This is a genomic window from Altererythrobacter litoralis, assembly GCF_036324225.1.
Lineage (GTDB): Bacteria > Pseudomonadota > Alphaproteobacteria > Sphingomonadales > Sphingomonadaceae > Erythrobacter > Erythrobacter litoralis_A.
This window is the reverse complement of sequence record NZ_JAZDQV010000012.1, coordinates 67,697-77,168: the sequence shown is the minus strand read 5'-3', so window position 1 is coordinate 77,168 and position 9,472 is coordinate 67,697. Positions and strand designations below refer to the sequence as shown.

Sequence of the window (9,472 nt, the reverse complement as noted above, 5' to 3'; positions counted from 1 at the left end):
GGCTTTGCCTATCTGGCGGTGGTGATCGACCTTTACTCCCGCCGAGTGGTGGGCTGGTCGATGCAGAACCGCCAGATCACCGATCTGGTCCTGCAGGCACTGCTGATGGCGGTGTGGCGCAGGAAGCCGAAGAACACCGTGCTGATCCACTCGGATCAAGGATCGCAGTTTACCAGCATGGACTGGGCCTCGTTCCTGAAGGCGCACAACCTGGAGCACTCGATGAGCCGGCGTGGCAACTGCCATGACAACGCCGTGGTCGAGAGCTTCTTCAACCTGCTCAAGCGCGAACGCATCCGGCGACGGACCTATCGCTCACGAGACGAGGCCAGGCAGGATGTGTTCGATTACATCGAGATGTTCTACAACCCGATACGCAAGCATGTGAGGAACGGGATGCTGTCACCCGTAGAGTTCGAACGGCAGCAGATGATGAGCACCGAGGGCGTCTAGACAACTCGGGGCTATTCACAGTTCCGGCAGGTGATAAGCAACATGGTCGAAATGGAAGCGACCAAGCTGGCGGTCATTCACGTTTTTTGGGCAACCTCCGCCATGCTCTTAATGGCCACGGCCCTCATCTGGCTCGCCCCGCGACCGACGAAATCGGGCGGCATGTCAATGGGGCATTGAATCGCGAAACGAGCTGCCGCGATAGTCATTTCGCCGACTTGGCCTCCACTAACGTGGCAATTGCCGCGGGAACAGAAGTGTCCTCAATTGTGGGAGGAATTTCAAAAGGCTCGCTGTTGACGATCTTGCGCAGCAAGTTGCGCAGAATCTTGCCGGAACGGGTTTTGGGCAATTGCGGCACAACATGGACTTTCTTCAGAGCCGCCAGCGGGCCGAGCTCGTCGCGCACGGCTTCAACTATGCGGCTTGCCAGAGCCTCGTCGCCGTCGTGCCCGGTGCGGGCAGAGACAAAGGCAATCGGAATCATGCCTTTGATCGGATCATCGGCGCCAATTACAGCACATTCGGCAACGCCGTCCTGGCTCGCGACGATCTGTTCCATCTGACCGGTCGAAAGCCGGTGACCAGCGACATTGATGATGTCGTCGGTGCGCCCCATGATGTGGAGAAAGCCGTCGAGGTCGCGATAGCCGGCATCGCCGGTTTCATAGAAACCGGGAAAAGTCGCAAAATTCTTCTCATAGCCCGCCTTGTTGTTCCAAAGGGTCCGGAAGGCCCCAGGCGCTAGCGGCGCACGAATGACGACATTGCCGCTGTCGCCTTCGGCAACGGGCTTTCCGTGATCGTCCAGGATCGCGAACTCATAGCCCGGCACCGCCAAGCCGGCGCTGCCGCGCTTGCGGCGTCGATCACCCAGGCCAATGCAGGTGGCGATGGCGGGCCAGCCCAGCTCTGTTTGCCACCAATGGTCGATCACGGGCAGGCCGCTGTTCTGTTCAAGCCAGTCTATCGTATCGGGATCGGCGCGTTCGCCAGCCAGAAAGATTGCCTGGCATCGTCCGGTGCCGATCTGCCCGAGCAACCTTCCGTCAGGGTCTTCCTTGCGGATGGCGCGGATTGCGGTCGGCGCGGTGAAGAACGACTTCACGTGGTGACGGGCGATGATCCGCCAGAATGTCCCGGGGTCGGGTGTCCCGACCGGCTTGCCTTCGAACAGGACGGTTGTCGCTCCGACGAGCAAGGGTCCATAGACAATATAGCTGTGACCGACCACCCAGCCGACATCGGAAGCCGCCCAGAACGTGTCACCGACTTCGATACCATAGATATTTTCCATGGACCAGGCCAGCGCCACAGCATTTCCGCCATTCTCGCGCACCACGCCTTTGGGCAGGCCAGTTGTTCCCGAAGTGTAGAGTACATACAGCGGATCGGTTGCCGCTACCGGAGCGCAGGGCGGTATTTCATCGCCAATGGTGCGTGTACGAAGTTCCATCCAATCGATATCGCGGTACGGGTTTAGCGTGGCGGCAACCTGTTCGCGCTGGAGGAGCACGACGTTCTGGACCGGGTGAGAGGTCAGCGCGATCGCCTCGTCCACCAATGGCTTGTAAGCGATCGTTCGTCCGCCTTCGATCCCACAAGAAGCGGTCAGGACAAGTTTCGGCGTGGCATCGTCGATGCGTTTGGCGAGTTCGAGTGGCGAAAAGCCGCCGAACACCACCGAATGAACCACACCGAGCCGGGCGCAGGCGAGCATGGCAAAGACGGTCTCCGGGACCATCGGCATGTAGATGACCACCCGATCTCCTTGCGCCACTCCCAGGTTCTTGAGCATTGCTGCCACCCGACCCGTTTGTTCGAGAAGTTCGGAATAGCTGTACCGCTTGATCGTCTTGGTGACCGGGCTGTCGTAAATCAGCGCAGTGGATCCGCCGCGACCTGCTGCCACATGCCGGTCGAGACAATTATGGCAGGTGTTCAGCTTGCCGTCCGGGAACCATCCCTCAATATCATCAAATGCCACATTCGGGGGCGTGAACCAGTCGATGGCTTGGGCTGCCCGCCCCCAGAATTCGGCTGCGTTCTCGCTGGCTTCTTGCTGTGCCCTCTCAAGGCGGCGTATTGCGCCCTGCGACGATGGGTTTCCGGTTGAACTCATTTTTTGACTTTCCTCGACAACAGGATCGACGCGATTATGATCAGCGATCCAAGTACATGATATTGCTCAAACCTCTCTCCCAGGAGCGGTACAGCCATCAATACGCCAAACACCGCCGGAAGGTTCATGTAGATGCCGGCCCGCATCGATCCAATGAGGGCAACCGCCCGGTTGAACAAGGCATAGGAAACGAGTGAAGGAAAGATGCCAATGAACACCAGCGCACTTGCCGAGGTTAGCGAGAGAGCGGACGCGCCTTCGAGCAACAGGTGCAATGCGTAGGGGATGGCAAGCGAGACGATACCCGCCGCAAACAACACCACCAGCAGGCTCAGGTGATGCAGCTGGGGTGCCTTGCGCAAGGACGTCGCATAGGCGGCGTAGAGAAACACCGCGGCCAACGCTAGCAGATCGCCAGTGTTGAGCGCCTCGAGGCGCAGGTTCGCCAATTGCCCCTTGGTCATGAACCATGCGACGCCCAAGATCGACAGTCCGGCGCAGGCAAAATGGAGCAAGGCCACGCGTTCGCGGAAAATCACTGCCGGCATGACCAGCGTCATGATCGGCATGGTGGATTGGAGCAGCAGATTGTTTGTTGCCGTAGTCAGCTGGAGACTACTGTAGACGAGCAAGGAAAAGACCCCGACACCAAAGAACCCCAGCAATCCCAGGAAGGGCCAGGACCGGCGAATAGCCGGAAGGTCATCGCGAAGATGCGGCCAGGCGAATGGCAGGACACATGCCGCGGCGATAAGCCATCGCCAGAAGCCTATCGTCACTGGGGTCAGGTCGTCTCGAATCGCCCGACCGACAATCGGGTTCAATGCCCAAAAGAAACTTGCCAGGCACAGCAGCAGCGTCGGAGTGTGCCAAAAACTGGACACAATTCCGTGCCTGAAACGTCGGACGTGATCGACTGTCGACATTGCACTCTCACCCGGCACCGGGGACCGAAAGATACGGCTTGCACCCCACAAGAGTATTGCATATCGTGCATCGCGTTGCATGTATAGCGCGAATCGCCTATGCAGTACTCAGACAAAAAAGCATGGGAGCGATGTGATGAATGGATCGTCGGCACTCGTCGACAACATCGGTGCGAGCCAGTCTCGCCGGGTGTTCTGGGATCAAGATGTCTATCAGCTGGAGCTGGAGCGGATATTCTCGCGGTGCTGGCTCATGATCGGACATGATTCGCTAGTTCCCAAACCGGGCGACTTCATTACGACGTACATGGCAGAAGACCGTGTCATCTTGTCGCGGCAGCCGGACGGTTCGCTGAAGGCGTTCATTAATTCCTGCACTCACCGCGGCAACCAGATCTGTCATGCCGACAGCGGCAGCGCCAAGGCGTTCGTGTGCAATTATCATGGTTGGGTTTTCGGTCAGGATGGTTCGCTCGTCGATGTTCCGATGGAAGAGCGGTGCTATCACAGCGATCTCGACAAATCCAAGCTGGGGCTCGCGCCGATCCGGGTCGAAACTTACAAGGGCTTCATCTTCGGCTGCCATGATCCCGAAGCGCCCTCGCTTGAGGACTATTTGGGGGACTTCTGCTGGTACCTCGATACGATCTGGGATGGTCCGGACGGTGGTCTGGAACTGCTCGGGCCGCCGTTGAAGAGCACCCTCGCCTGCAATTGGAAAGTCCCGGCCGAGAACTTCGTCGGCGATGGGTATCACGTGGGCTGGACGCATGCCGCCGCTCTCCAGATGATCGGGGGCGAGCTGGCTGGCCTGTCGGGCAATCGCGCCGACATGCCGTTTGACGACCTTGGTCTGCAATTCACCATGCGGCATGGCCACGGGTTTGGCCTGATCGATAACGCTGCGACTGCGATCCACGTCAAGCGCGACGGGTACGTCAAATATCTCGAGGAGACGCGGGGCGGAATTCGCGAAAAATTCGGGCCGGAGCGCGAACGGCTTTATGTCGGTCACTGGAATACGTCGATCTTCCCAAACTGTTCGTTCCTCTACGGAACCAACACCTTCAAGATCTGGCATCCGCGCGGGCCGCATGAAATCGAGGTCTGGACCTATACCATGGTACCGAAGAATGCCGACACCGAAACTAAGCGGTCGATCCAGCGCGAAGCGATCCGTTCATTTGGTACGGCGGGAACGCTCGAAAGCGACGATGGCGAAAACATGTCGTCGGCCACCTACAACAACAACGGTATCATCACCCGCAAGGGGTGGATGAATTCGAGCATGGGCAAGGACCGCGAAGGGCCGCACCCCGTCTATCCAGGAATTGTCGGGGTCAGCTTCATCGGCGAAACCTCGTATCGGGGCTTTTATCGTTTCTGGCAAGAAATGCTCGATGCGCCGGATTGGGCCGCCATCCGGGCCAATGACGACACCTGGGATGCAATGTGGACCAACCGTAATTTCTGGCCTGATCGTCTGTCGGCGAAGCAAGCCGAGCCGCAAGACTGATCCGACAGCAATCTGGACCGCAAGATGACCGAAACACGCAAGCCCGTAGGCATGGAACTGCATCATGCCATCGTCAGTCACTATTCCGCCGAGGTGCGGATGTTGCAGAACCAGCAATATCGCGAATGGTTCGATACTGTAATCGCCGAAGATATCCATTACTGGATGCCAGTTTACGAACAGCGGTACGCACGTGACCGCCGCCCGGATCCAACCCCGGGGGATGCCGCAATCTACAACGATGACTATGCCGAGCTGCAGCAGCGGGTCGACCGGTTGCTGACGGGTCAGGTATGGATGGAAGATCCGCCATCACGTATCCGCTATTTCGTCACCAATGTCGAAGCATTCGAAATTGCACCGTTTGAATTCGAGGTCTTCTCTAATGTTCTGGTGCACCGCAATCGCCGACAGAACGAAGTTTACGTGCACACGCTGGGACGCGAAGACAAGCTGCGGAAAACAGACAGCGGCTTCAAGGTATTCAGCAGAAAGCTGAATATCGACGCGCGCGTCGTGCAGGACAAGAATCTCTATTTCTTTGTATAAGCAAATTCAATCAACTGGAAATCAGGAAACGGGAGAGGAAAAATGGACGCATACGCGGCAATTATCGAGCGTCAGGGCGGCGAATTCGTTCTGGATAACGTCTCTATCGAGGATCCGCGCGACGGCGAAGTGCTGGTCAAGGTTGCCGCAGCTGGCATGTGTCATACCGACCTGACGGTTCGCGATCAATATTACCCGACGCCGCTGCCGGCGGTGCTGGGCCATGAAGGTTCGGGCGTTGTCGAAAAGGTCGGACGTGGCGTCACCACTGTCAAGCCAGGCGACAAGGTCGTGCTCTCCTTCAGCTATTGCGGCACCTGTCCATCGTGCCTCAAGGGGCATCAGGCCTATTGTCCGAGCTTGTTCCCGCTCAATTTCATGGGCCGCCGCCTGGATGGTTCGACGCCGATTACCCGCAACGGCCAAGAGGTCAACGCCTGCTTCTTCGGGCAATCCTCGTTCGCGACCTATTCGATCGCGTCGGAAAACAACTGCGTCAAGGTTGCCGACGACGCACAGATCGAACTTTTGGGCCCACTGGGCTGCGGTATCCAGACCGGGGCGGGCAGCATCCTCAATGCGCTTTGTCCCGAACCTGGCTCCTCGATCGCGATCTTCGGGGTCGGGTCGGTCGGCCTCAGCGCAGTGATGGCCGCCAAGGCCTCGGGCTGCCTCAAGATCATCGCGGTTGACCGCAACGCAGACCGCTTGGAACTGGCGCGCGAACTGGGCGCCACCGATGTGATCGACGCCAACACGGTCAACGCTCAGGAAGCGATCGTCGCGATGACCGGTGGCGGCGCCGACTATGCCATGGATACCACCGCCATTCCAGCGGTGCTGCGCTCGGCGGTGGACAGCACGCACAACATGGGTGAAACCGCAGTGGTCGGCGGGGCGAAGCTGGGCACCGAATTTTCGCTAGACATGAACAACATGCTGTTTGGCCGCAAGTTGCGCGGCGTAGTCGAAGGATCGAGCACCCCGCAGGTCTTCATCCCGCAACTGATTGCGATGCAGGAAGCCGGGCTGTTCCCGTTCGAGAAGCTCTGCACCTTCTATGATCTCGACCAGATCAACCAGGCCGTCGAGGATACCGAAAAAACCGGCAAGGCGATCAAGGCCATCCTCAAGATGTAGGCCCGCGACCCAGTGGGCAGCAGCGGGTACATCGCGCGCTGCCCACGGGGCGGTCACCAGGACTTCCAGCTGAAATGAATAGCGTATTTTCCTTTGGCTCGGGCATTGGACCCGAAGGCGCGCTCGTGCTGGACAAACGCGTCCTTGGCGGGAAGGGCGCAAATCTTGCCGAAATGGCGCAAATCGGCCTTCCGGTCCCGCCGGGCTTCACTATTGCCACCGGCGAATGCCTGGCCTTTCTCGAACAGGGCCGGGCATCGCTCGGACGAATTCGCGATCAGGTTGTGAAGGCCCTCGAACGGATCGAACAGGCCACGGGAAAGGTTTTCGGCGACCCTGACGATCCGCTGCTGGTCTCGGTGCGTTCGGGCGCGCGGGTATCCATGCCGGGGATGATGGACACGATCCTGAACCTTGGCATCAATGATGCGACCGTCACCGGCCTGGGCCAGACCTCCGGGGATGAGCGGTTCGCGCTCGACAGTTATCGCCGCTTCATCCAGATGTATTCCAGTGTCGTGCTCGAAATCGAGCATGGCGTATTCGAGGCAGCCCTTGACCGCATCAAGGAAGATCGCGGCGTCGATGAGGATATCGATCTTCGAGTGGAGGATCTGCGCGGCGTGATCGCGACCTTCAAGGATCTCGTGCTTGCCCATCACGGCGCGGCCTTTCCTCAGGATGTACAGGAACAACTCTGGACGGCAATCGAGGCGGTGTTCCGCTCATGGGACTCACCGCGAGCCAAGGTCTACCGGCGCCTGAACGATATCCCCGGAGATTGGGGCACGGCGGTTAACGTCCAGGCCATGGTGTTCGGAAATCTTGGCGAGACCAGCGCTACCGGCGTCGCCTTTACCCGCAACCCTGCAACCGGCGAGAAGGCTTACTACGGCGAATGGCTGGCCAACGCCCAGGGTGAGGATGTTGTCGCCGGCATCCGCACGCCCCAGTATCTGACCAGGGCTGCCCGCGAAGCCGCAGGTGCGCGGCTTCCCTCAATGCAGGAAGCGATGCCGAAGGCCTATGCCCAACTTGCTGAGGTGTTCGAACTGCTGGAGCGCCACTATCGCGACATGCAGGACATCGAATTCACAGTCGAACGCGGCAAGCTCTACCTCCTTCAGACCCGTTCGGGCAAGCGCACCGCCAAGGCCGCGCTCAAGATTGCCGTCGACATGGTCGAAGAGAGCCTGGTCGACGAAGTGACCGCGCTGCTCCGCCTCGACCCGGCCTCGCTCGACCAGTTGCTTCACCCCTCGCTCGATCCGAATGCCCCGCGGGTGCTGCTCGGAAAGGGTTTGCCTGCCTCGCCCGGGGCAGCCTCGGGAGGTGTGGTATTCGATGCGGAAACAGCGGCACGGTGGGCCGAATTGGGAGAGAAGGTCATCCTCGTCAGGCATGAAACGTCGCCTGACGACATCCATGGCATGCACGTCGCAACCGGCATCCTGACGGCGCGCGGCGGCATGACCAGCCACGCGGCCGTGGTCGCGCGGGGTATGGGCCGGCCATGCGTGGCGGGCAGCGCCAGTCTCAAGATCGACCCGGTCGCGCGGGTCGCCGAGATCGGCGGCCAGCGGCTCGAAGAGGGCGCATTCATCACGATCGACGGTTCGACCGGCGAAGTGTTCCTGGGCGAACTGCCGACGATCCTGCCCAATCTTTCGGGCGATTTCGCAACGGTGATGGCATGGGCTGACAAGCATCGCCGCCTGAAGATTCGGACCAACGCGGAAACCCCGCTCGATTGCGAAATGGCCCGCCGGTTCGGGGCCGAAGGGGTCGGGCTTTGCCGAACCGAGCACATGTTCTTCGATGAAAGCCGGATCCTCGCCATGCGGCAGATGATCCTGGCCGACAGCGAAAAGGAACGACGCTCCGCGCTCGACCAGCTATTGCCCGAACAGCGCGCCGACTTCCGCCGGATCTTCGAGATCATGGAAGGCTTGCCAGTCACCATCCGCCTCCTCGATCCGCCGCTGCACGAGTTTCTGCCGCATACGGATAGCGAACTCACCGAGCTTTCGCGAGCGATGGGTATTGACGTGGAGCAGGTTCGGCATCGCGCAATCGAATTGACGGAAACCAACCCCATGCTGGGGCATCGAGGCTGCCGACTGGGCGTGGTTTATCCCGAAATATACGAAATGCAGGCTCGCGCGATTTTCGAGGCTGCGCTCGAAGTCGCGGGCGAGGCGGGCATGGCGGTCTGTCCCGAAATCATGATCCCGCTGGTCGGATTGCCGCATGAACTGGAATCACTGAAGGATACCCTGTACAGGGTCGCTGAAGTCGTGTTCGCCGAAAAAGGCGAGCGGATCGCCTTTAGCGTTGGCACCATGATCGAGCTGCCGCGGGCAGCCCTGGTTGCCGACGAAATCGCTGCAAGCGGGGAATTCTTCTCGTTCGGAACCAATGATCTGACCCAGACTACGCTGGGGATCAGCCGCGACGATGCGGCGCGTTTCCTGGGTGCTTATGTGGAAAAAGGCATTATCGCCAAGGACCCGTTCGTCACCCTCGATATCGAAGGGGTCGGCAAGCTGATCGAAATGGCATCGCGCAAAGGGCGCGAAACCCGGCCCGACCTAAAACTGGGGATCTGCGGCGAGCACGGCGGCGATCCGGCCACGATCGCCTTCTGTGAGGAGATCGGGTTGGACTATGTCAGCGCATCGCCTTTCCGGGTGCCGATTGCCCGACTGGCTGCGGCCCAGGCGGCGCTGGCGCCTCTATGAACGGACGATGCAAGCTGAAATTCTG

7 protein-coding genes are annotated in these 9,472 nt (G+C 59.7%); 5 read left to right on the top strand and 2 right to left on the bottom strand.

Going from position 1 to position 9,472, the window contains the following annotated elements; translation table 11 throughout:
* Window positions 1–453, top strand: a 453-nt coding sequence (locus VRS74_RS11595) for an IS3 family transposase (RefSeq protein WP_141521636.1), incomplete at its 5' end; no start/stop codon positions are given.
* A gap of 205 nt (window positions 454–658) precedes the next feature.
* Here the strand turns inward: VRS74_RS11595 and VRS74_RS11590 are convergent.
* Window positions 659–2,575, bottom strand: coding sequence for an AMP-binding protein (locus VRS74_RS11590; protein WP_179406800.1), 1,917 nt, complete (start codon window positions 2,573–2,575; stop codon window positions 659–661).
* Window positions 2,572–3,501 carry a DMT family transporter gene (locus tag VRS74_RS11585; RefSeq protein WP_179406801.1) on the bottom strand — a complete coding sequence of 310 codons (930 nt, stop codon included), beginning with the start codon at window positions 3,499–3,501 and terminating at the stop codon, window positions 2,572–2,574. The genes VRS74_RS11590 and VRS74_RS11585 overlap by 4 nt, the downstream gene beginning before the upstream one ends.
* Before the next feature lie 79 nt (window positions 3,502–3,580).
* On the opposite strand from VRS74_RS11585, the gene VRS74_RS11580 reads away from it, so the two are divergent.
* The 4 genes from VRS74_RS11580 to ppdK all read left to right on the top strand — a co-directional run bounded on the left by VRS74_RS11580 (window position 3,581) and on the right by ppdK (window position 9,447).
* Complete coding sequence (locus VRS74_RS11580; protein WP_229735637.1) at window positions 3,581–5,017, top strand: aromatic ring-hydroxylating oxygenase subunit alpha; 1,437 nt, start codon at window positions 3,581–3,583, stop codon at window positions 5,015–5,017.
* A gap of 24 nt (window positions 5,018–5,041) precedes the next feature.
* Window positions 5,042–5,566: an aromatic-ring-hydroxylating dioxygenase subunit beta gene (locus VRS74_RS11575; RefSeq protein WP_179406802.1), complete on the top strand. Its 525-nt coding sequence runs from the start codon at window positions 5,042–5,044 to the stop codon at window positions 5,564–5,566.
* A 42-nt stretch (window positions 5,567–5,608) separates the two neighbouring features.
* Window positions 5,609–6,706: an NAD(P)-dependent alcohol dehydrogenase gene (locus tag VRS74_RS11570; protein WP_066762443.1), complete on the top strand. Its 1,098-nt coding sequence runs from the start codon at window positions 5,609–5,611 to the stop codon at window positions 6,704–6,706.
* A gap of 74 nt (window positions 6,707–6,780) precedes the next feature.
* The gene (gene ppdK, locus VRS74_RS11565; protein WP_179406803.1) at window positions 6,781–9,447 is read left to right on the top strand and encodes a pyruvate, phosphate dikinase; all 2,667 of its coding nucleotides are present in this window, start codon (window positions 6,781–6,783) and stop codon (window positions 9,445–9,447) included.
* Window positions 9,448–9,472: the final 25 nt, after the last annotated feature.

What these genes read in the sequence shown, in the direction of transcription:
- VRS74_RS11590 (WP_179406800.1), bottom strand. Translation starts at nt 2,575, where the DNA reads ATGAGTTCAACCGGAAACCCATCGTCGCAGGGCGCAATACGCCGCCTT.
- VRS74_RS11585 (WP_179406801.1), bottom strand. Translation starts at nt 3,501, where the DNA reads ATGTCGACAGTCGATCACGTCCGACGTTTCAGGCACGGAATTGTGTCC.
- VRS74_RS11580 (WP_229735637.1), top strand. Translation starts at nt 3,581, where the DNA reads ATGTATAGCGCGAATCGCCTATGCAGTACTCAGACAAAAAAGCATGGG.
- VRS74_RS11575 (WP_179406802.1), top strand. Translation starts at nt 5,042, where the DNA reads ATGACCGAAACACGCAAGCCCGTAGGCATGGAACTGCATCATGCCATC.
- VRS74_RS11570 (WP_066762443.1), top strand. Translation starts at nt 5,609, where the DNA reads ATGGACGCATACGCGGCAATTATCGAGCGTCAGGGCGGCGAATTCGTT.
- ppdK (WP_179406803.1), top strand. Translation starts at nt 6,781, where the DNA reads ATGAATAGCGTATTTTCCTTTGGCTCGGGCATTGGACCCGAAGGCGCG.